This window comes from Sediminibacterium sp. (assembly GCF_051861365.1).
In the GTDB taxonomy this organism is placed as follows: Bacteria; Bacteroidota; Bacteroidia; order Chitinophagales; family Chitinophagaceae; genus Sediminibacterium.
Window position 1 is genome coordinate 1 of record NZ_JBHYCW010000024.1, and the last position, 21,652, is coordinate 21,652.

The 21,652-nt window shown below is 38.5% G+C and carries 18 protein-coding genes; 5 read left to right on the top strand and 13 right to left on the bottom strand.

Annotated elements, in window-relative coordinates:
• A partial coding sequence (locus ACTIEV_RS11290; protein ID WP_439516490.1) for a dihydrodipicolinate synthase family protein occupies positions 1 to 181 on the top strand: 181 nt, incomplete at its 5' end.
• A gap of 206 nt (positions 182 to 387) precedes the next feature.
• Here the strand turns inward: ACTIEV_RS11290 and ACTIEV_RS11295 are convergent.
• The 7 genes from ACTIEV_RS11295 to ACTIEV_RS11325 form a co-directional block, all read right to left on the bottom strand.
• On the bottom strand, positions 388 to 1,233 hold the full coding sequence (locus tag ACTIEV_RS11295) for a metallophosphoesterase (RefSeq protein WP_439516491.1): 846 nt from the start codon (positions 1,231 to 1,233) through the stop codon (positions 388 to 390).
• A gap of 93 nt (positions 1,234 to 1,326) precedes the next feature.
• The gene (locus tag ACTIEV_RS11300) at positions 1,327 to 1,530 is read right to left on the bottom strand and encodes a hypothetical protein (RefSeq protein WP_322196318.1); all 204 of its coding nucleotides are present in this window, start codon (positions 1,528 to 1,530) and stop codon (positions 1,327 to 1,329) included.
• A 40-nt stretch (positions 1,531 to 1,570) separates the two neighbouring features.
• Positions 1,571 to 2,188 (bottom strand): hypothetical protein, encoded by a 618-nt coding sequence (locus ACTIEV_RS11305; protein WP_439516492.1) that lies wholly within the window; start codon positions 2,186 to 2,188, stop codon positions 1,571 to 1,573.
• Position 2,189: 1 nt separating this feature from the next.
• Positions 2,190 to 2,732 (bottom strand): RNA polymerase sigma factor, encoded by a 543-nt coding sequence (locus ACTIEV_RS11310; protein WP_439516493.1) that lies wholly within the window; start codon positions 2,730 to 2,732, stop codon positions 2,190 to 2,192.
• On the bottom strand, positions 2,732 to 3,589 hold the full coding sequence (locus tag ACTIEV_RS11315) for a hypothetical protein (protein ID WP_439516494.1): 858 nt from the start codon (positions 3,587 to 3,589) through the stop codon (positions 2,732 to 2,734). Before ACTIEV_RS11315 ends, ACTIEV_RS11310 begins: the two co-directional genes overlap by 1 nt.
• Positions 3,590 to 3,655: 66 nt before the next feature.
• Positions 3,656 to 4,789 (bottom strand): hypothetical protein, encoded by a 1,134-nt coding sequence (locus tag ACTIEV_RS11320; RefSeq protein ID WP_439516495.1) that lies wholly within the window; start codon positions 4,787 to 4,789, stop codon positions 3,656 to 3,658.
• Between the two features lie 187 nt (positions 4,790 to 4,976).
• The gene (locus ACTIEV_RS11325) at positions 4,977 to 7,958 is read right to left on the bottom strand and encodes a T9SS type A sorting domain-containing protein (protein ID WP_439516496.1); all 2,982 of its coding nucleotides are present in this window, start codon (positions 7,956 to 7,958) and stop codon (positions 4,977 to 4,979) included.
• Positions 7,959 to 8,612: 654 nt separating this feature from the next.
• Here ACTIEV_RS11325 and ACTIEV_RS11330 point away from each other — a divergent pair.
• Both ACTIEV_RS11330 and ACTIEV_RS11335 read left to right on the top strand, forming a co-directional pair.
• The gene (locus tag ACTIEV_RS11330; RefSeq protein WP_322196316.1) at positions 8,613 to 11,585 is read left to right on the top strand and encodes a SusC/RagA family TonB-linked outer membrane protein; all 2,973 of its coding nucleotides are present in this window, start codon (positions 8,613 to 8,615) and stop codon (positions 11,583 to 11,585) included.
• Between the two features lie 21 nt (positions 11,586 to 11,606).
• Positions 11,607 to 13,115, top strand: coding sequence for a RagB/SusD family nutrient uptake outer membrane protein (locus ACTIEV_RS11335; protein ID WP_322196315.1), 1,509 nt, complete (start codon positions 11,607 to 11,609; stop codon positions 13,113 to 13,115).
• A 90-nt stretch (positions 13,116 to 13,205) separates the two neighbouring features.
• On the opposite strand, the gene ACTIEV_RS11340 is transcribed toward ACTIEV_RS11335, so the two are convergent.
• Together ACTIEV_RS11340 and ACTIEV_RS11345 are read right to left on the bottom strand one after the other, a co-directional pair.
• Positions 13,206 to 14,285 carry a glycosyltransferase family 2 protein gene (locus ACTIEV_RS11340; protein ID WP_322196314.1) on the bottom strand — a complete coding sequence of 360 codons (1,080 nt, stop codon included), beginning with the start codon at positions 14,283 to 14,285 and terminating at the stop codon, positions 13,206 to 13,208.
• 86 nt (positions 14,286 to 14,371) lie between these two features.
• The gene (locus ACTIEV_RS11345; protein ID WP_322196313.1) at positions 14,372 to 15,037 is read right to left on the bottom strand and encodes an FkbM family methyltransferase; all 666 of its coding nucleotides are present in this window, start codon (positions 15,035 to 15,037) and stop codon (positions 14,372 to 14,374) included.
• Positions 15,038 to 15,242: 205 nt separating this feature from the next.
• Between ACTIEV_RS11345 and ACTIEV_RS11350 the strand changes: the two genes are divergently transcribed.
• Both ACTIEV_RS11350 and ACTIEV_RS11355 read left to right on the top strand, forming a co-directional pair.
• Complete coding sequence (locus tag ACTIEV_RS11350; protein ID WP_322196312.1) at positions 15,243 to 16,217, top strand: Gfo/Idh/MocA family oxidoreductase; 975 nt, start codon at positions 15,243 to 15,245, stop codon at positions 16,215 to 16,217.
• A 3-nt stretch (positions 16,218 to 16,220) separates the two neighbouring features.
• Complete coding sequence (locus ACTIEV_RS11355) at positions 16,221 to 17,612, top strand: sugar transferase (protein WP_322196311.1); 1,392 nt, start codon at positions 16,221 to 16,223, stop codon at positions 17,610 to 17,612.
• A gap of 68 nt (positions 17,613 to 17,680) precedes the next feature.
• Here the strand turns inward: ACTIEV_RS11355 and hisB are convergent, their stop codons facing one another.
• The 4 genes from hisB to hisC are packed head-to-tail and all read right to left on the bottom strand — an operon-like array spanning position 17,681 to position 21,647.
• Positions 17,681 to 18,811: a bifunctional histidinol-phosphatase/imidazoleglycerol-phosphate dehydratase HisB gene (hisB, locus tag ACTIEV_RS11360; RefSeq protein WP_322196310.1), complete on the bottom strand. Its 1,131-nt coding sequence runs from the start codon at positions 18,809 to 18,811 to the stop codon at positions 17,681 to 17,683.
• A 3-nt stretch (positions 18,812 to 18,814) separates the two neighbouring features.
• On the bottom strand, positions 18,815 to 19,243 hold the full coding sequence (locus ACTIEV_RS11365; protein ID WP_322196309.1) for a c-type cytochrome: 429 nt from the start codon (positions 19,241 to 19,243) through the stop codon (positions 18,815 to 18,817).
• A gap of 8 nt (positions 19,244 to 19,251) precedes the next feature.
• Positions 19,252 to 20,538: a PQQ-dependent sugar dehydrogenase gene (locus tag ACTIEV_RS11370; protein WP_322196308.1), complete on the bottom strand. Its 1,287-nt coding sequence runs from the start codon at positions 20,536 to 20,538 to the stop codon at positions 19,252 to 19,254.
• Between the two features lie 47 nt (positions 20,539 to 20,585).
• The gene (gene hisC / locus ACTIEV_RS11375) at positions 20,586 to 21,647 is read right to left on the bottom strand and encodes a histidinol-phosphate transaminase (RefSeq protein WP_322196307.1); all 1,062 of its coding nucleotides are present in this window, start codon (positions 21,645 to 21,647) and stop codon (positions 20,586 to 20,588) included.
• Positions 21,648 to 21,652: the final 5 nt, after the last annotated feature.

The window sequence follows — 21,652 nt, forward strand, 5'->3', positions numbered from 1 at the left end:
AGCTAAAAAACTCAATGATCCACTACTGAAAGCTTATGATTTGATGTTTGCGGAAAATAATCCATCCGGCGTTAAAGCATTTATGTTTGAACAGGGATTGATACAAAATGAAGTTCGACTTCCAGTTGTTCCATTGAGTGGTGGATTACATGATGCTATAAAAAAGTATTTGGGTAAATAGGTTATCCATCTTTAAAATAATAAAAGAAGCCGCCTCAATTAGTTAATTAGGCGGCTTTTTATTGATCGGTCTTTTAAAATAATTGATGATGGAGCCGCTGATTTTTTATGATTGTTATGATATGCGCAGATATAAAATCATAACCCATCATATTCAATGGATTCCTATGGAAAAAACTGTGCCCCATCAGCATATCACTGATACCTCTACCCCTTTTGCAACTCAAACAAAGTAATCTCCGGTCTTACATTCAATCGCACCTGCCATAAATGACCCAATGCTCTATTGATATATAAAGTCCTGTCATTACTCAACGAAAATTGTCCGGCTGAATATTTTCTGTTTTTCACCGGAAGTATCAACGGAGGGAGAAAGGGCGGCTTTACTTGTCCACCATGGGTATGGCCTGATAATATCCAGCTATTATATTGTCCCCATATATCTACATCGCATACATCAGGATTATGGCATAATACAATTGTTGCTTTTGTTGGGTCGAAATGTTGCATTGCTTTTTGAGGATTGAAATTCAATCCCCAATAATCATCAAAACCAATAAAATGTAAGCCGCTGATTGCTGTGGTTTCATTTCGTAAGACCTTAACGCCATTATTACTGAGCTTGGAGACAATATGATCTGCTACATCAGCCTCCGCCCATTTGATCCCATAATCATGATTACCTAAAATACCAAGGGTGGCTATTTTTCCTTTTACCAAATGTCCGAATACCTCATCCAATACATGGTAGAGCACTTTGCCCTTATGTGTACTTACATAATCACCGGTATACACCACAAAATCGGGATTGAAGGCTTTGGCTTTATTGAATGATTTGATGATAAATTGATGATCAAATTTTTTACCCACATGTATATCACTGATCTGCATGAGCGTTTTACCAACCAGATCATCCGGTAAATTTTTTATAGGCATTTTAACCTTTACAAATTCCAACCAAAAAGGCTCTATTTGCCAAGCATATAAACCAGTTACCAATCCAACACCGGTTAGTCCGAAGAAAGTTCGTTTAATGAATTTACGTCTGTTCAAATGCTGATAATTTGATGCTGCTATAACTCGTACTAGCAATTTACCTATATATCATTTAGCATGAACAGATGAAAGAAGATATCAGCTCGTAAGCTATTTTTTTAACGCTTCCTTTAGCGTTTTCTGCAGATGTGAGTATGCTTTTGCCATTAGTTTACTATACGATACGTCTTCGAAACATGTGATCATGGCTGTTTCTCTATGAATGAGATTCATCACCATGATATCATTTTCTTTCATAGAAAGATCGATATGATAGTATTTGAGAATCGCTTTTAACTTGGTGGTATTGCGCATTTGATATTCAGTTGACCCAGCGCAAGTTAATCGCTTATGATTAATTGTCTTTTTTTACCGGAGCTATTTTATAATCACTCAAATTAATTCCTTTCACGCCCTTTCCTTTTTTTGGAGTAGTATCTGTAATAATGGGTGTAGGTAATTTTTTGGTCTCATTGATAGCAGCGGAGACAGGAGATTGAATCACAGGCTCCGGTTCTTTGGTAAAGTTGGCAGCAGGCTCGGGCTCTGCAACAATTACAGGTGTGGAATCTTTGGATAATGCAGGATCCTGAATAGACATATCTGCCTTATCGGTGAATATGACTTCACTATCAGCATTGTTCGCCGGACCTTTCAGACTGTTAACAGAATCCATGATTTCAACGGGTTGCTGACGATTGGTTTCTGATGCTTCATTTTGAATTGCATACGGACGTGTCAAGAAATAAATACCCGCTACAGCAGCGAGAAAAATATAGAAAAATTTATTGCCCGGAAAGAAGAAACCCGGGTGTGATGAAGCCCCGGTATCTGTTGAACCGTATTCATCGGTAGGCATTTCCACATCCAGCTGCTGCTCTATTCGAGCCCAGATCGCATCGATCTTTGCGGGCGCGGACAGTTCCTGCAGTTTGGCTGCTATCAGCTGTTCGTATGTGGTAGGTTGATTCATTTTATTTAATAAGTGTGATCGCTTGTTGTAATTTTTTTCTGGCTTCACTCAAGTGCCATTTGGATGTTCCTTCACTGATCTGCAGCTGCGCTGCAATTTCACGGTGATTGTACCCTTCAACTGCATACAACACAAAGACGGCATGTGTGGCAGGCGGCAATTTTTGTATCAATTCCATTAATTCTTCCACCCCCATTTTTTCGAGTGCTCGATTATCAATGGCGGATTCTTCTACAGTTTCCAATTCTACATTTTCACTGAATCGCTCTCTGGACTTAATATGATCGAGTCCTTCATGCACAACTATTTTTTTGATCCAACCATGCAAAGAACCTTTTGCTGCATCGAATGTGTGGAGATATTTAAAAATTTTCACGAAAGCATGACTCATGATATCTTCTGCATCCGCCTCATCGCGCGAGTAGCGTAATGCAATATTCATGGCAAATGAATAAAATTCACGGTATAAGGCTTCCTGTGCTTTCCTTTGATTGGCAACACAGTCTTTGATCAATAAGCCGATATCGTCTATTGCTGTTATCATTACTGCATTATACCTGAATCGCGTTCCAGGAAAACATCCTGTTTTCTTTTTAATAAAATGGCTGAAGCCAGTGAAGAAATAATCATTTTATCGGAAGCCTCTAGATCATTAACAATCCAGATTTGATTATCCATGATATCAATAATACCTACTACCCCATCCTCCCATTTCAATTCATAGCCGGTATGAATAGGTCCGCCTAAAACTTTACCTTCTTTACCCGAATTGGTTTCTCTCTTGCTGAGATACAAGGGTTTTATTTCTATGCGATCTTTACCATTGGTAGCATAGCCAAGATCACGTGTTTGTGGACGTTCGAACAACTTTTGTTTGTCTTTTTTTGCATCAAACTGATTTACCATCACCAATGACCAGGCTTCTCCTTTATTGAAGTTAAGTGGAACAATAGTAGCAGAAAAAGCATAGTCATAACTATTGGTTCGCGAAATATTATTCAGCCAATCAATATTTGATTTGTAAATAATTTGCTTCTCCGAAAATTTTTCTTGAGCAAATACTTCTGTAATCAGTTTGGCATCTTGAATCGTATATTGAAAACGATTTTTTTCATTAAAGCGGGCTTTATCTGAATGAATATCAAATGCACTGAGAATAATATCTTCCGGCTTGATACTAAATCTAGTGAACCGATTACCGGATGAAAAATCCCAACCTCTTTGTACCGTAGAAGTTACATAGCTGCCAAAGCTGAGTTGTTCATTGAACTTCCAGCCATTCAATCCATATACTTTCATTTTCGTAGCCTGAGAACTGAATTGATCTGGCACGGCAACTTTTACGGCAGTACAAGAGACCAATGTAAAAGTGCTGACTAGTATGATAATTAGTTTGTTCATTTTTTTGAGTTTGCAAAGGTATCTGTGAGAAAATGAACAGGGAACAAGTTCCCTGTTCATGGGTAATTAATAGTGATAAGTGGTTTTTGTAGTGTATAAAATATTGGTTGAATTGTACGCTTTATGATCTTTTAACAATTCTATCGGATATCCATCACCATCATACATGTATCTATAGTTAACTGGATCTGATATCGGATAACTGCCATAATATTCCTTGGATGACCAGTTCACATTATTTTTAGACTGTCTGGAAAGAAATATATCCGGCCAGTTCATGTGTGCATAGGGATTGATATTGGTGTCGTAGTTATATCTGCCAATCTCGCTGTTATGATGATTGGTGGTAGCCACTCCCTGACACAAATTTCCTCTGTTGAATAACATAGCATATTGCATTGTAATGTTATTGTGAGAGTATTGGTAAGAGATATTGGTTTCAACTCCATTAGCTGTTGGCATTCTTGTTACCGTAGCCCTTGTAATTACACCTGAGATATCATCTTTTCGCATCGCTATAATCTTCCCTTGTTGATCATAGTTGAAAGAAAGTTGCTCTACCAAAGTACTAGCAGAATCAAATTTATTAATCCTAGTCACTTGATTACCCGTATAGGTCAACCATTCAGACATAGCAGTGTAAATAACACCTTGCTTATTTTTTTTGTAGTACATCACTCTTTCTAATTTCCCTTGCGTATCGTAGATGTATTCTGTACTGCTTTTTGCGACGTACTGTCCATTGATCAACACATACTCCATTTCCTTTTTTAGCTTTCTGGCTGCTTTTCCGCCACCAATCAGATACAGCATATTTTCTTGAACATTCGCTTTATCCAATACCATTTTATCACTCATGTTCCACTTTATCAGTTCCAATTCATGGTGAGAAGACTGTCTATGAATCTTAACTTCATTTGCACCCGGTTTCAATGAAATTTGTTGAACACGTGCCTTACCATTATCCCATGAAATGATATTGAGTCTTGCAGGCACACTATCATAGGTGATATCTCCAATACGAATAACGGCTCTCACCTGAATGGTGATCAAACTATCTGCTTCGTTCTCGTTCCCACCATTACCTGGTTGTTGTGTGGGTTGTCCGGGTATGGGTTTTTGAGGTGTAAATACATCTCTCTTATTACAGGCTGTCATGGCCAACACGAGTATTAAGACTTTTAAAATGTTAATCATCATCTTTGTCATTTTTGCTCTTTTTTACGATTGAATAATTGCTTTTATTATCATAGTACCTGAGCTGAATGAAAAAGGGTTGGGTAGTTTTTTCTTGTTAACATAATTTTAACAAAAGACCTATAATTATAAAAAAGACCCGCTTTTCAGCGGGTCTTGGCATTAAGCAATTGGTATGGTTTAAGGGAGATTAACGAATTTTCATTAACTGCACTACTTTTCTGTCTGTCCCCTGTGTCAACTCAACAAAATAAGTACCCGGTGCATATTGATGACCGATTTGGACAGTACTATTGGGTTGGTTATTTGCCCTGCTATCTACCATTCTTCCGGTTGCATCAGTAACACGCAATTGAATTGTTTGTGAGCGCTGACTTTGCAATTTCAATGTGAAGAATGAGGTAGATGGATTACCGATTACCTGAACGGTAAATGGATTCTCCTTTTTCTTTTCTTCATCAGAAGTAAATTGAATAGAAGTAAAGCCATTGGAAACATATACTGGTTGTGAGCCACAGGTATAACTGCTCCATATAACATAAGGAATCGTACTTTGAATTTCTTCAGCGATAAAGAATCCGCTCATGCTAACATTAGCATTCATGTTATTGTTCCAACCCTTTTCACTGGATAAAAGGATGGCGCCATTAGGTAGGTACACATTTCCGGTGAATTGTATATTCGATCCTTTTACATTAAAAAATTCATCATCGCTATTCAGATCACCTAGATAAAATGTTGCTTTATGTTGATCAGGATTCACGCGTGTGTTCCCACTGATCTGAACTTTATTACTGATGCGTATACTGGTTCCATTAGCAAAACGAACTGTTGTAAAATTGGTCTGTACACCTGCCTGCACATTGAGTTCAGCAATATCCAATACTGTTTGTGTAAATCTTACTTTTGCTCCTTCTTCTATATTGATGATTCCAAAAATATTGCCATTCAATATTACATCTGCACCTTTTCTAACAGTCAAACTATTATAATTAGCAGCTAAGGTCACAACAGTATTCCTATTGACTGTATAATTAGAAAGACTTCGTGTAGATACTGTATTTTTTTGCATAGTGGGTAATGTTACCAATGCAGTTCCAGTAATAACGGAAGCCAGTTGAATACCTGAACCATTGCGAACAATGGCAGGCGCTTTTACAAATGATCCGGAAGAAGCTACACTACTATTCGCTTCAAAACTAGCTACTCCATTGGTACCGGATACACCTACACTACCACTGGCAACTCTATTCCCTACCCCCAATGCTAGTTTAGTGGAAGCCAGTAAAGTATAATTTCCTGCAACTGTTTGTTTTTGATAAGCATAAGTAACAGGAGTAGATACACAACCATTCTTATCCGTGACTTGAAGTTGATAAACACCATCAGGATTCGTGAGTCCTAAGTTTAGGATGGCTTGTGTACCGACGGTATTGCCGGCCAAACTCCATTGATAGGAAGACCATGATGATCCATTTACCGTTAATGAAAGTTGATTACAAAATGCATCCGGACTGCTTACTGTATAAGTAGCTGCGGCAGCAGGTTGTATGGTAACATCATAAGCATACGATCTGCTGTTACCATGAATATCAGTAACAGTATAGGTTACGGTAGAAACTCCGATATTGAAGACTCCACTTGCTTCTACTCCTGTACCGGTTCTATTGGTAGCGCCGGAAACGATATAGTTGATACTACTGATCCCACAATTATCGGACACGCTCAATGCAGGTAATGTATAAGAGCCTGTTGCATTTGCACAACTTACAACCGGTGTAACCGGATGAATCGTTGGATTCTGGTTATCAATTACGGTTACAAATTGCCAGGCGGTATCGGTATTACCGTGAATATCGGTAACTGTCCAGATAACTTTTGTGGTACCAACTTCAAAGAGATTACTACTATGTACATCATTGGTGATAGACGCAATAACAGTATTACAAAAAGCTAATGGCGAGGGAACTTGAAGCTCTACCACTGCACCACAGGTATTAATATCCGATACTACACTGTAATCGAACAGTTGCGGTAAACTGGCAAGTGCTGATGGACCAGTAGCAATATTAAAAGATGTTCCCAAAACTTGATTCACAGTTGCAGCTTGCGTAGCATCACGGTAGATCGTGTAAGTATTTATGCTACCTGTACTATAACCAGAGGTAAATGCTGCCCCTCCATCTGGAAATGAATTCGCTTCTAATACTCCGGTGATAGAAGAAGGATTTGCACCGGTCAATGGATCTTGGTCAAAGAAAAAAATATGTGTTGCGCTGGTACCCAGATTACGGTTATAAAAAGTATTACAACTGATGCTTGTTGCATTGCCACGTGTACGAAGATTGGAGCCGTCAGTAGTAATACCGTCAAAAATATTTCCGGAGATCGTAGCTCCAATGACATCGATGGTTACTTGTGTATTGCCTTGTATACAACCGGAAGCACTGTTATACCCACCTGTTATTCCGATGATTTTATTATTGGTGAAGATTACATTTTTTGTTGCTGTGGTAGTGGGTCCACCACCTAATACTACCATCTGACGTGGAACATTATTGTTAGGTGCGAATTGAGTTGTCGTCGAAAAATCACAGCCTCCCGGTTCTGCTCCTACAAATGTTTTGCCGGAGAAGATGTTATCGTTAATAACAAGATTGTCAATTGCTGCATTGTATTTTGAACCTAATCCATGCTCTCCATTTGCAACGATTGTATTCCCTTCGATATAAATATTATTATGTGAGCCGTCTAGGAAAATCGCACCCGTTTCACTACCGCCATCTCCATCAAAACCTGTAATGGTGAATCCCTTACCGGATTCACCGATGGTTACATTATTAATGCCAGTGGCAATAGCAACTGTACCCACACCGGCAGCTGTGGAAGGATTGATGAATGTCACGGTTGCTCCTTCTGTAGATACCAGTTTAATACCTTGTTTATTGATATTGACTTTCTCAGTATAAGTGCCGGGTGTAACATGAATCACATCACCTGCGGCGGCGGCAGTCAATGCAGCATTGATGGTAGCCTTGGCGGAGCCTAGAGATCGTCCATCATTTGTATTGTTACCATTGATGGCAACATAGTAATGATTTTGAGCTGAAACAAGGGAAGTCAATAGCAATAATGCCAATAGACTAGGTAGTTTGCGTAAAAAAATTCTCATAAGTTGTCAATTTAGGGTTAGTAATGCAATGCACTATCAATCAATTGCATATTATTCTTTTATTCAATGGGGAAAAAACGGTTTTTTATGTGGAAAACCTCGGGTTTTTAACGGAGAAACCAATCATTAAACGATTGATACTCGTATTGTTAAGACTAAGTAGGGTGATCGTCAATTCTATAAATTAAAATGAAATATCTACAAATTTAGTAGGACTTAAGTTTTAATTAATAAAAAAATAATCTTTAAAAGATTGATTATATCATTATATATAAATTATGTAAAATAATATATATTCATTTTTTTGACAGCATTTAAGTTTTATTAACATTTACACCCGCTTGTGCAGCATTTTAGACCGATAATGGTCTTTATTTATGTGCTGACTCTTCGATTTTGCTAAACGAATGTAACAATCGACTTATTGTTAGTAAGTGTTAGAATATGAGATATAAGATGTAAAAATGAGGAACCGATTTAGAACTCGATTGTACAGAAGATTTCCTATAAAACAATGATTGATTGAGGAGACATCAAATGAAAATGATCACTGAATTTAATACCCCATAATAACCAAGACTTTTTTTCATCTAAAACAAAATGTAACCGCTACATTCTTCATGAACATGCCTTAAATTTTAAAAACTAGAACAAATGAGAAAATTCCTATCACTCTTGGGAGTCTTGATGCTATTTATAGCAACGGCTTCCGCACAAAACAAAAATGTTACCGGTAAGGTAACTGAGGCTAATGGTTCCCCTATCTCAGGTGCTACCATTAAAGCAAATGGAAGAGCCGTTGGTGCAACCAATGCTACCGGCGACTTTACCATCAGCGTTCCAAACGCTACTACATCTATTATTGTTTCATCTCTTGGATTCAACGATCGCAGCGTTACCTTAACCGGGGGTACACTAGCTATTACTTTAACGAACGCTGATGCCAATAGCGTATCTGAGGTAGTTGTAACCGGTTATACCAGCATTCAACGTAAGAAATTCTCTGGTGCTATTGCTACGGCTTCAACTAATGAAGTTAGAAAACAACCATTCGGTTCTTTTGATCAGGCACTACAGGGACAAGCTTCCGGTGTGTCTGTTGTAGCAAACTCTGGTCAACCAGGTTCATTCGCACAGGTTCGTATCAGAGGTAATGGTTCTATCAGTGGTGGTAACGTACCGCTCTATATCCTAGATGGTATTGAAATCTCTGCTGCCGATTTCGCTAGTATGAACCAGGGCGACTTTGATCGCGTGGACCTATTGAAAGATGGTGTTGCTTCTGCCATGTATGGTTCTCGTGGTGCCAACGGTGTAATTGTAATTACTACTCGCCGTGGTCGTGCCGGTACTTTACAGTTTAGTTATGATGCCCAAGTTGGCTTTAGTGATTTGCCAAAAGACAGATTACCGGTAATGAATAGTGACCAGAAAATTACTTATGAATTACAGCGGGGTAATCCATATGGTTGGACTACAGCTGAAGCAGATAGTTTACGCAAAGTAAATTTCAACTGGACTGATGCATTGTTCAGAACAGGTGTAACACAACAACACCAGTTAAGTGTAAGTGGCGGTACTGCTGCTAGCAGATTTTATGCTTCGCTTTCTTATTTAGACCAAGAGGGGATTGTAAAAACTACTGGTTTGAAAAGATATACGGCAAGAATCAATGTCGACAACAATATTAAGAATTGGAGATTTGGTGTGGGTTTACAAGCAGGTTTTTCTAAATTAAAAGGAACACCTGAAGGTAATACTGCATTGGCTAGCCCATTGAATGCTGCCCGTTGGTCAAATCCTTATGAGCGTGATAAAGATCCTCGTACAGGTCAATACCAGCAGTTTGGAGGTCCGGGTTATTTGACTTCCGGTCAACCCAATGGTGCCATGGAATTATTCTTAGATTACAATGAATCTATTCAGTTAAAGACTGTGGCTACTTCTTATTTGGAATTCCATTTCCCTTTTCTGAAAGGATTGTATGCCAGAACCAACTGGGGTATTGATTTCACCGCTAATGAGAATGTGAACTTTAATGATCCACGTACTGCGGGTGCACAAGCCAGAGCGGGTGCATTTGTAAAAGATCAAAATAGAAATTTCCGTTATACAGGAACTACTTCATTGAACTACAAACAAAATTTTGGAAAACATGAAATAGAAGGTGGTTTGTTTACGGAAGTGGTGAAAAATGATTTCAGAAGCTTTGGATTTACTGCTTATGGTTTTACCAATGGTTTTACCAATGAAGCAGGTATTACACAAGGTAGTGTTGCCAATGCCAACTTTATTCCTACTGTACGTGGTTTTGGTACCGACAATGGTATTCTTTCCTACTTCGGAATTTTTAACTATGGTTACGACAGTAAATATTATGTGACTTTAGTAGGCCGTCGTGATGGTTCATCTCGTTTCGGTTTGAACAACCGCTTTGCTAATTTCGGATCAATAGGTCTAACTTGGGTTGCTTCAAGTGAAAAATTCATGGAAAATACCAAGCTCTTTGATGACTTGCGTGTTAGAGCTAGTATCGGTACAAATGGTAATAATAATATCCCGAATAATATCGGTGATTATCCTATTCCACAATTTAGAGGTGCTACTTACGCTGGGATTAGTGGATGGACGCCGGGACAGCCTGGAAACCTCGATTTCCGCTGGGAAACCAACCGTACTATTAACTTCGGAATCGACTTTTCTATTTTGAAAAGAAGATTGAGCGGTAGTATCGAATTGTACGATAGAAAAACATCTGATCAGTTCTATAATATTACTGTTGACCCTGCTAGCAGTGGTTTTACAACCATTCCCAGTAACGTAGGTGTTCTTCGTAATCGTGGTATAGAGTTAACACTTCGCGGAGAAGTGATTAAGGCTAAAGATTTCAACTGGACGATCAGTGCTAATATTACTTATAACCAAAACAGAATTGTAGAATTATCTCAAGACTCATTGGTTCAGGGATTAACCATACTAAAAGTAGGTAAACCTTTGAATACCTTATTCCTGGTTCCATATGCAGGTGTTAACCCGGCAAATGGTAATGCACAATATCAAAAGAGAGATAAATCCATCACAATGGTATATACTCCTGCTGATAAAGTGTATCAAGGAACTTCAGATGCTCCATGGTTTGGAGGTATCACTTCTTCTTGGTCTTACAAAGGTTTTGACTTAAGTGCACAACTGAACTTTTTCCTTGATCGTGTAGTGTACAATAATGATAAAAACAACATTGTTAACCCAACTTATTACTTCGATAACATGTGGGTTGAATTGTTGAAAGAATGGAGAAATCCGGGTGATATCACCAATGTACCAAGACCTTCTTCCGGTACACTGGGTGGAACAGCTCCTGCCAATCCTTATCAGTCTCAGGTTACTCGTTTTCTTGAAGATGGTAGTTTCTGGAGATTGCGTAACGTAACCTTAGGTTATACTTTCCCAACAAAAATGCTGGGCAAAACAGGTATCCGTTCCGCAAGAATTTTTGTTCAGGGTCAGAACTGGTGGACAGCTACAAAGTATGAGAGTTTCGATCCAGAATCAACCGGTACAGCCTTGGTTGGTGCACAATATCCTGCTCTTGTACAAACAACTGTTGGTTTAAACATTGGATTTTAATCACCCTCAAAACGAATGAACATGTATAGTAAAATAATAAAAAATTCCATCGTTGCACTCGCAGCTATTACGGTGATGCAGGGGTGCTCTAAAAAGGACGTCATTGAATTGACGCCAGACTTTGCTCTCGATGCCATTACCAACCCATCGAGCATGAAACAAGTAGAAGAAGTGTTGATTGGTGCTTATGCTAGCTTAAGAGCGAATGATTATTACGGTTCTGGTAGTGGTACCGGCGCTTGTTGGTCTTTAATGCCTGATGTTATGAGTGATAACCTCTATGAGGTTTCTGCAGAAACATTGGCAAACTCAAGAGCCATGGCAGACTGGATTTATAACCAATCTACCGGTCAAATCAGAAGTATGTATACTGCTCCTTACGCAACCATCGCAAACGCGAATATTGTATTGCGTGATGTTGATAAGTTTACCACGTCGCTCAATCAGGGAGTGTCTAACAGAATTAAAGGTCAGGCTTATGCACTGCGTGCGTTAGCTCATTTTGATCTGCTGCGTTATTTTTCTCCAAAATATGATCGTAGTAGTACTACTGATTTAGCAGTGGCTTATATTAAGGAATTTGTGGTTTCTACTTCTGTAAAGCCAACAAGGGCTACTAATAAAGACTTTTATGATAATCTTTTTGCTGATATCAACCAAGCCATTACACTATTAGGCAATGTTGATAAGCCTGTTAATCCAACCAGCGGTCTGAGTCGCCCATATATGGACAGAAATGCAGCATATGCACTTTTAGCTCGTATTAATCTGTATGCAGGCAACTGGGCTGAAGCAGCTACTGCAGCAACCAATGCAATCAACGGTCGTCCATTAGCTACTACACAAGCTGCTTTCTCCGGTATGTACAACCAAACCAATGTTGGTGAACTGATTTTCAATGTTCAGTTTGAGTCTGGTCAATTTGGACCTTCATTTCTGGTATTTTTCGCCACCAGTAATAGAAGCTATTTTAGACCTGTGCCCGATATTGCAACTGCTGCCGGTACAAGTGGTTTGATTCAGAATAATGATGTACGCTATCAGGCCTATTTTACAAGTGTTCCTGCAGCAGGTACCACTACTCCAAATCTGGCTGTAACTAAGTATAGAGGAAAAGCCGGTTTGGTAGACGGAACCGCTAACTATCCTGTATTCCGTACGGGTGAAATGTATTTGATCCGTGCTGAAGCCAATGCCCGTTTAGGGGGTGCAAATGAAGTTTCTGCATTGGCCGATTTGAATACATTACGCGCAGCTCGTATCAGTGGGTATACACCTGTGGTATTAACAGGTACTGCATTGATCAATGCGATTGCTGATGAAAGAAGAAGAGAAATGTTTGGTGAAGGTCATCGCTTTTTTGATCTGAAACGTACTACAAGAACTGTTTCTCGCGGTGCTCCTTGTGGAACAAATATTTCTGCTTCAGGTGCTTGTACACTTGCAGCAACTGCAAGAGAATGGGCAATGCCAATCCCAGAAGATTTTTTGAATGCTAATCGTAGTCTTGTTCAAAATCCAGGATACTAATTAGATTTAAAAATTGTTATAATAAAACCCCCGTTCACTATGTTGAACGGGGGTTTTATTATAAGACCTACGAACAAAAGGCATGCACTACTATCGTACTTTCTCCCATACTGTATAAGACTTTTTATTTAAAAATTCCCAAGTACCCACAATCATAGCCAGATTCGCCCACACAAAATAAAAAGGCAAATAAAAGAAACGCGGAACAAATTTGAATTGGATGAGTAACCCTCCCAATAATGCCCATCCATAAAATACAAAACACCAAAAAAGTAATCCCGACAATGGAAGCGCAATCCCATCGCTATCCATGAATGCAACAATAAGCGGCATGAGCACTACTAAATAAGGAACTACCAGCCAACGTAACAATTTTCGGTTGATGAATTGTAATATAGGAATCGGTCTTTTGATCAAAAGACTCCACCAATGAACCATCTTTAGCATTTGTATACTACCCGCAGCAATACGAACTTTTCTTTTCCACTCTTTGGATATTGAAAAGGAATAAGCCTCCACCCCATAAGCTTTTTCTTCATAAGCAATACGATATCCTTGATCTATCACTTGTAGACTCATGTAGAGATCATCGCAAATAATACTTTCAGGCATTGGCTTTACTAATGCCGTTCTGAGCGCAAACAATTCACCTACCGCTCCTGTAACAGAATGAACAGATGCATCTGATTTTCTTATGATAGATTCATATCTCCAATACAATCCTTCCACTGCTACTGCACCCTTCTCTTTACCATCTGACACTTTTTTTTCACCTGCCACCGCTCCTACCAAAGGATCCTTAAAATGATGTACAAGATGATGTAAAGCATCTTTGTTCAATAATATATTGGCATCCGTAAATATCACAATGCCCGGTAATACAGCAGAAAGTACACGATTGATTGCGGCTGCTTTTCCATGACGGTCTGGTTGATGAAATAATTGTACTTCCGGATAATGAGCTAGCAATTTTTCGGAGCCATCTGTTGATCCATCAGTGACTACCCAAATAGATTTCTTCTCTTTAGGATATTCGAGCGATAAGGTATTTTTAATCTTAGCTTCCAAATAATTCAACTCATTATAAGCCGCAATAATGATCGTTACCATTGGAGAATCCAGTGAATCATCAAACTTTTTTACTTTCCACTTACGAAATGGCTCTACCATTTTCGAAACTAAAAAAATCAAAAAAGGATAGCCTATATAAGTATAAGCGATGATCCCAATTGATATGTAAAAAAGGTTTGCCATAATTATGCTAATGGAGGCATGAATATATAATCTACTACATCTTCACCCTGATAGGAAACCAGTAGCCCCTGCATATTGACATACATCACACGATAACCCAATGATGTTAGTAAATGCAAACATTGTTCCTTTTTACGATCATTCCACAATTCAGCCATGATAAGAGGTTGATACTTTTGAATGGTTTGAATTCCGCCTTGAAGCACTTCCCATTCATGATTTTCGACATCGATTTTTAAACCTATTAAGATTTCATCAGGGTACTGCTTCATCAACTGATCCAACGTAATTGCAGGTACTTGGTGTAACTCCCCTTCTCTCTCTTTTTGTATTTCCAATGAGGCCAGTCCATGTTGCAGTACCCCCTCTTTCAATGGAACTTTCATTTCTGCCCATCCATCTTTATCACTGATTGCTTTTTTAACAATATCAATATTCATGATTTTTTTATACCTAAAAAACCGTTTGATAACAGTTACATGTAATGGTATGGGCTCAATAGCTATGATTTTCCAAGAACTGTTTTCTTGAGCCAAATAAGCAGACATAACTCCCAAATTAGCTCCGATATCCAAAACAAGTCCACGATCAGGTAGCAGATGGGAGAATGCTCGAAAAGTGCCTTCATAGTGCTTACCCCGCATGCGTGTTAAATTGATATGAGCCATGAATAAAAGCCAGTTTTCCCTTCCCAATATTAGCTGGCCGGCCCTGAACAATACCCTCTTTATATGCCTATTTGTAAGCATCAACAATATTAAGTAAGATTTCCCCTCAAATACCGGCCTGTTTGAAGAATATCCACATAAAGCAGCAGCTACTACTTCGGGGGCAGTCTTTATTTATCTTTACCCACTAAACTTAACTTTTGCTATGCTTAAAGTAGGCGTATTTGGCGTTGGTCACCTGGGCAAATTTCACCTGAATAACTGGAAAGAAATCAAAGACGTAAAAATCGTTGGCTTCTTTGATCCGAATAATGACAATGCAAAAATTGCAGTAGAAGAATATGGACTGAAAAGATTTTCCGATGAAGAAAAACTCATTGACGCATGTGATGCCATAGATGTGGTAACGCCTACCGACCATCATTTTGCTATTTGTATGATGGCCATCAGAAAGGGCAAACATGTCTTTGTTGAAAAACCTCTGGCACATACTATTCAAGAGGGTCGGGATCTTGTGAATATGGTTCGTGAGGCCAATGTGAAATTACAAGTTGGACATGTAGAAAGATTCAATCCTGCTTATCTGGCCATTCAACAGCATCCATTAAATCCGATGTTCATAGAAGTACATCGTTTGGCCCAATTTAATCCTCGGGGTACTGAAGTGAGTGTGATATTGGATTTAATGATCCACGATATTGATATCATCCTCAGTCTAGTAAAAAGTGATGTCAAACAAATTTCAGCCAGTGGCGTTGCCGTCATGACTGAAACACCTGATATCGCGAATGTGCGTATTGAGTTTCATAATGGTTGTGTGGCTAATTTGACAAGTAGTCGTATCAGTATGAAGAAAATGCGCAAAATGCGTTTATTCCAGAAAGATGCATATATCGGTATTGATTTCCTCGAAAAGAAAACAGAAATCATCAAACTGAAGCAGCCGGATGATCAACACGTATTTTCTTTTGATATCGATACACAACAGGGCAAGAAAACCATTGCTATAGCCAGTCCAATCGTACCTCAAGCCAACGCCATCAAACTGGAGTTAGAGTCCTTCACAGATGCAATATTGAACAATAAGCCTACTGTTGTGAGCGAAATTGATGGCTTCCTTGCTATGGAAGTAGCACATCAAATACTGGATAAAATTAATAATACCAGTATCCTGGTTTAGAACATGTACAGGCGCAATAACAAAATAGCTTGGTGGTATATCCTCTCCGACTACTTGTTTGCAGCTTTGAGTACCTATATTTTTAGCATTGCTGTTTCAAAAGAAATTTTGATTACTTCTTTTGAAACACAAAATCATGGGTCATATACAACAATTATTACCCCATTTTTCTGGTTGCTGTTTTTTGCATTCGTAGGGAGCTATCAACAATCATTGTATGAAAAATCTAGACTGAATGAAATGACAGCCACGTTCATTCATGTGCTATTGGGGACTTTTATTATATGCACCATCACTGCTGTAGACACAACAGATTTCTTTGCTTATTTCCTCTCTTATTTTACAATTAGCTTTCTTTTATTATTCACAGGTAGGCTCCTCATTCTTCATACAGTTAAAAGAGCGATTCTAAAAGGTAAAATCATCTTTAATACACTCATCATTGGTAACAACCAATACGCAGTTCAAGCCTATCGAGAGATACAAAAAAATTTCAGGTACTTAGGTATCCATGTCACAGGTTATATTACCACGGGTGCTGACAAAGGAAATGGGCTCAGTAAATGGTTACCGAATTTGGGCACGATCGCAAATCTTCAAGTATTGATTACAGAAAAACAGATCGATAAAGTGATATTGGCACTTGATAAAAATGAACAGACTGCTATTGACGATATACTCTATCGATTATCAGATAGTGAAACTGATATCAAATTAGTAGCAGATACTTTAGACATTCTTTCCGGGTCTGTTAAAACCAACAATGTTTTTACCGCTTCGCTGATTGATATTCGAACCAACCCATTAAGCCCCTGGCAACAAAATGTAAAACGATTAATAGATATTCTGATTTCGTTAATAGTATTGATTTTATTATCACCTCTGTATGTATTTATTGCTATACGAATAGCAGTATCTTCAGAAGGTGATGTCTTTTATACACAGCAAAGGATCGGATATAAAGGAAAGCCATTCTTGATTTATAAATTCCGGAGTATGGTAGCCGACGCAGAAAAACAAGGTCCGATGTTATCCAGTGATAATGATCCTCGTATTACAAAATGGGGAAAGTTTATGCGGAAATGGAGACTCGATGAATTACCTCAGTTCTGGAATATTCTGAAAGGCGACATGAGTTTGATTGGACCCCGACCTGAGCGTAAAGTTTACATCGATCAGATCAATATTAAAACCCCTTATTATCGGTATTTGTTACAAATGAAACCCGGACTCACTTCCTGGGGAATGGTACAGTTTGGTTATGCTTCTTCAGTTGAAGAAATGATTGAAAGAATGAAGTATGATCTGATTTATATTGAGAATGCTTCCCTCTTACTTGATTTTAAAATCATGATACATACTTTGAGGATTATTCTTTCCGGGAAGGGGAAATAGATTGCCACTGAGGAAACAGAGAAGCACTGAATCGTTCTGTGTATTTCTGTGCCCTCAGTGGCAATAAATTATAAAACCCCTTTCGTCGAAGGCAAATGATTCGAGAATGGATCCCGCTTCACAGCCATACGAATGGCTTTAGCAAATGCTTTGAAAATAGCTTCAATCTTATGATGCTCATTATCACCTGAGCAAGAAATATTCAGATTACACTTAGCTGCATCACTAAAAGATTTGAAGAAATGAAAAAACATTTCAGTTGGCATTTCTCCTACTTTTTCTCTTTTAAACTCAGCATCCCAAACAATCCAGTTTCTTCCTCCAAAATCAATCAACACTTTAGCTTCTGCCTCATCCATTGGTATCGCAAATCCATACCGCTCCATACCGCGCTTATCAATCAACGCTTTTGCAAAAGCCTCGCCCAACGCTATACCGGTATCTTCAATGGTATGATGATCATCTATATGTAAATCTCCGCTTGTATGAATGGTCAAATCAATCTTTCCATGTCTAGCAATCTGATCCAGCATGTGATCAAAAAAACCAAGACCGGTATGGATATCAGCACGTCCTGATCCATCCAGATTCAATGCGATATTGATCTTTGTTTCATTGGTATTGCGTTCATGATGCACAACACGTATTCCCAATTTCAGAAAAGTATAAATCTCCTGCCAGCTATCTGTTTCCAATGCAATCACAGGTCTTAATGTTTGCTCTTGCTCGGGTGTTAATTCATGCAAGGGTGATTTCAGATAAATGGCTTTACAGCCTAGATTTTTAGCCAGCTGAATATCGCTCCAACGATCACCAATCACAAAAGATCTGGTTAAGTCAAATTGATCTGTATTGAAAAAATGTTGTAGTAAAGCAGTACCCGGTTTACGTGTGGGTTGATTTTCAGCGGCGAAAGTTCTATCAATGATCATCTCATCAAAAACAAACCCTTCTCCTTCCAATGTCCGTAACATGAGATTGTGATAAGGAAAAAAAGTTGCTTCCGGATAACTATCCGTACCCAATCCATCCTGATTGGTCACCATCACTTTGTAATAATCAAATGATGCAGCAATCTGTGACAACGCACTGATACTCCCCTTTACAAAAGAAGTTTTATCAATACTATCAATTTGAAAATCAATCGGTGGTTCTTGCAGTACCACACCATCTCGGTCAATAAATAATACCGGTCTCATTGTTTATTTAATTTTTGTTCTGGCCGCTTTTACTTCTACTGCCGTTACAAGAGAAGCTTTGTTACCCCAACTATTCCTGATATAATTTAATACATCAGCAATTTGTGTATCTGTCAAATCAGGATTGGCAGACATATTATTATCATAATACTCTCCATCAATCTCAACTCGATCCGTCATACCCTTGATAATGATACGCACCAATTTTAATTTATCATTTCCTTTCACAGTAGATGCCCCATCCAATGGCGGATTGAGTCGCGGAACCCCACTTCCATCTGCTTGATGACAAGCCATACAGCGTTGCAGATAAATGATTTTACCCCGATCCATAGAGGCTTTGATTGCAGGCTGAACTGTATTTGTAGCCGACCTACTTACAAGTGCTGAACTTAATACGAGAATCAAACTCAAGCAATACACATATTTCATATGATTGATTATTTGGCGTTATATACAATTCTGTAAATGGTTCCTTTAACATCATCAGATATATAGAGCGATCCATCAGGACCTTCTGTCAATCCGCAAGGTCTGTGTTTGGCATCACGTGGATTTTTAACCATTTCTGTACCGGAAAATCCATTTGCAAATACTTCCCATTGTCCGGAAGGTTTGCCATTCTCAAAAGGAATAAACACTACATAATATCCTTCCTGTGGCAAGGGTGAACGGTTCCATGATCCATGAAATGCAACAAAAGCCCCATTCTTGTATTTTGCCGGGAATTGATTTCCGGTATAAAACAACAGTGCATTTGGAGCCATATGAGCAGGGAAAGCTACAATTGGGTCAATAGCTTTTTCTCCTCCTGCTTTCTTTCCATCACCACCATATTCAGGCGACAATACTTTCTTTTTTTGAAAATGATCATAATACACATAGGGCCACCCTGCATCATCGCCTTTATTAATCGCATACATGGTTTCAGAAGGAAGTTCTGCGCTTACAGTAGTATCGAACATGTCGGGATACAAAGTGTACAACATATCTCTTCCATGCATGGTCACATACAGCTTGTTTTGTTGTTGATTCCAATCAAGTCCTACAACATTTCTCAATCCCGTTGCATACCGCACACCATTGTGGTATCCTTGATCTGTCTGATCAATTTTAAACTGCCAAATGCCTCCGGCTGAATCCAGAATGGGACAAGGATACATTCCTTTCGAACCTTTGGTACGATCTACTTCTTGGCAAGAATTAGAAGGTGCTCCGATATTCACATAAATATTACCGGCATTATCCAAAGCAATGGATTTGGATGCATGTTGACGTTTATCCCATAGACCTTTTACAATTCTTTGAGGGTTATTAGGGTTAGTAACTTTCCCATTTTCATCTAATTGATATCGAAAGACATCTTCATTCGAAGATGCATACAAATAATTGTCTTTTATGGCGATGCCGGTTCCAATATAGTTGCCAAAACTTGTTTCGATTTCCATTTTACCATCCTTATTTGCATCTGTGAGATAAACAATTCCTTTGCCTCCTACCAATCGTTCCAACTTGACATAAATTCCACCTTGCTTGGTCGCTACAATATGTCTGGCTCTACCCAAATTATCCGCAGCAATCAAAGCACCAAATCCTGAAGGCAATGTAAGTCCTGCATTATCTGCATCAGCTACTGCCTGATTAGTAATATTAACTTTTGTAGAATCATTCGCATTTGATACAAATGATAAGGAAGTAAGTAAGAAAATGAGAAACATTTTTTTCATATGATGCTGAATTTGAGATGAATTTACAAATGAAAACATAGAGTTGATTAGTTTGTTTGCGAAACATACCATTCCTGCATGGCATCTACCAATTGGGTATTTTCTTGTTCAGTGCCGACTGTAATCCGTAAACAGTTGTCACATAATTGTACATTGCTTCTATCGCGCAATACAATACCCTTCGTCAATAGGAACTCGTACACTTTTCTTGCATCTGCAATTTTTACCAATATAAAATTGGCATCAGAAGGATATACGGTTTCTACAGTTGGCATAGAGGAAAAAACTTCTACCAATGCCTCACGCATATCTACCAATAACTTGATCATATCATTCACCTGCCCTACTTCCTCTAGTGCTTTTAATACAAGTTCTTGTGTAGCTTGGTTAATATTGTAAGGCGGCTTTACCTTATTCATGACTTCAATAATTGCTTTAGATGCAAAAGTCATTCCAAGCCGCAATCCCGCTAATCCCCAGGCCTTACTAAGCGTTTGTAAGACAACCAGATTGGGGTATTCTTTTAATTCCTGTACAAACGATTTTTGTCTAGCGAAGTTGATATAGGCCTCATCAATCACCACAATTCCATTAAAGTTATTCAAGACCATTTCAATATCGGTACGATTCAAAGAATTACCAGTTGGATTATTGGGTGAACAGAGCCAAATGAGCTTAGTGTTTGCATCGATCAAATTTTCTAAATGAACCAGATCCAATTGAAAATCCGGTAGCAATGGTGCCTTACGAATGTCAACATCGTTAATATGTGCACTCACTTCATACATACCGTATGTAGGTGGACAAATAATCACATTATCTTTTCCCGGTTCACAAAAGCATCGAAATAAAATATCAATACATTCATCGCTACCATTCCCTAGAAAAATATGTTCAGGCAGTATTCCTTTGATTGTGCTCAGCTTTTGTTTAATGAGTTGCTGATGTGGATCCGGATATCGGTTATACCATTTCAGCAATGGTGATCCCAAACTATTTTCATTAGCATCTAAAAATACTTTCGCTTCACCACTAAATTCATCACGTGCTGATGAATAAGGCGTTAACTTTTTAATATTTTCTCTGGTGAGTTGATCCAGGTTAAACATATTGC

Bases quoted from the DNA above. Each gene is read 5' to 3' on its own strand.
- ACTIEV_RS11300 (WP_322196318.1), bottom strand. From the start codon at position 1,530: ATGCGCAATACCACCAAGTTAAAAGCGATTCTCAAATACTATCATATC.
- ACTIEV_RS11305 (WP_439516492.1), bottom strand. From the start codon at position 2,188: ATGAATCAACCTACCACATACGAACAGCTGATAGCAGCCAAACTGCAG.
- ACTIEV_RS11310 (WP_439516493.1), bottom strand. From the start codon at position 2,732: ATGATAACAGCAATAGACGATATCGGCTTATTGATCAAAGACTGTGTT.
- ACTIEV_RS11315 (WP_439516494.1), bottom strand. From the start codon at position 3,589: ATGAACAAACTAATTATCATACTAGTCAGCACTTTTACATTGGTCTCT.
- ACTIEV_RS11320 (WP_439516495.1), bottom strand. From the start codon at position 4,789: ATGATGATTAACATTTTAAAAGTCTTAATACTCGTGTTGGCCATGACA.
- ACTIEV_RS11325 (WP_439516496.1), bottom strand. From the start codon at position 7,958: ATGAGAATTTTTTTACGCAAACTACCTAGTCTATTGGCATTATTGCTA.
- ACTIEV_RS11330 (WP_322196316.1), top strand. From the start codon at position 8,613: ATGAGAAAATTCCTATCACTCTTGGGAGTCTTGATGCTATTTATAGCA.
- ACTIEV_RS11335 (WP_322196315.1), top strand. From the start codon at position 11,607: ATGTATAGTAAAATAATAAAAAATTCCATCGTTGCACTCGCAGCTATT.
- ACTIEV_RS11340 (WP_322196314.1), bottom strand. From the start codon at position 14,285: ATGGTAGAGCCATTTCGTAAGTGGAAAGTAAAAAAGTTTGATGATTCA.
- ACTIEV_RS11345 (WP_322196313.1), bottom strand. From the start codon at position 15,037: ATGGCTCATATCAATTTAACACGCATGCGGGGTAAGCACTATGAAGGC.
- ACTIEV_RS11350 (WP_322196312.1), top strand. From the start codon at position 15,243: ATGCTTAAAGTAGGCGTATTTGGCGTTGGTCACCTGGGCAAATTTCAC.
- ACTIEV_RS11355 (WP_322196311.1), top strand. From the start codon at position 16,221: ATGTACAGGCGCAATAACAAAATAGCTTGGTGGTATATCCTCTCCGAC.
- hisB (WP_322196310.1), bottom strand. From the start codon at position 18,811: ATGAGACCGGTATTATTTATTGACCGAGATGGTGTGGTACTGCAAGAA.
- ACTIEV_RS11365 (WP_322196309.1), bottom strand. From the start codon at position 19,243: ATGAAATATGTGTATTGCTTGAGTTTGATTCTCGTATTAAGTTCAGCA.
- ACTIEV_RS11370 (WP_322196308.1), bottom strand. From the start codon at position 20,538: ATGAAAAAAATGTTTCTCATTTTCTTACTTACTTCCTTATCATTTGTA.
- hisC (WP_322196307.1), bottom strand. From the start codon at position 21,647: ATGTTTAACCTGGATCAACTCACCAGAGAAAATATTAAAAAGTTAACG.